This window comes from Spirillospora sp. NPDC046719 (assembly GCF_040645715.1).
GTDB lineage: Bacteria > Actinomycetota > Actinomycetes > Streptosporangiales > Streptosporangiaceae > Spirillospora.
In genome coordinates, this window is the sequence record NZ_JBEYYT010000609.1 from 1 (window position 1) to 483 (window position 483).

At 82.6% G+C, this 483-nt stretch carries 1 protein-coding gene; it reads left to right on the forward strand.

Annotation, left to right across the window (positions count from 1 at the left end; translation table 11 throughout):
- Positions 1 to 61: 61 nt before the first annotated feature.
- Positions 62 to 483, forward strand: a 422-nt coding sequence (locus tag ABZ914_RS47115; RefSeq protein ID WP_500201156.1) for a DinB/UmuC family translesion DNA polymerase, incomplete at its 3' end; no start/stop codon positions are given.

The window sequence follows — 483 nt, forward strand, 5'->3', positions numbered from 1 at the left end:
TCCCGCGCTGGCCCGCACCCGGTCCCCGCGGCCTGCCCGCTCGGGGGTGGGGCGCCGGTCGATGGGCGCCCCGCGGGCGCTCGGGCGCCGGCGGCGGCCGCCCGAGGAGCTGGACGCCCTCCTCGTCGGCCTCGTCGACCGGCTCGCGGGACGGCTGCGCGGCGCGCACCGGGTCTGCCGGACGGTCACCCTGCGGCTGCGGTTCGGCGACTACGCGCGCGCCTCCCGCTCGCACACGCTGCCGCAGGCCACGGCGGAGACGTCCGTCCTGCTGGACGCGGCGCGCCGGCTGCTCGGCGGCGCCGCCCCGCTCGTCGCCGAGCGCGGGCTGACGCTGATCGGGGTGTCGCTGGGCTCGCTGCACGACGACCGGATCGTGCAGCTCGCGCTGCCGTTCGACGCCGGCGAGGCCGCGGGCGCCGCCCGCGGCGGCGGGCGCGGCCCGGTGGGGGGCTCCCCCCGGCACCCCCCCGGGGTGCTCGG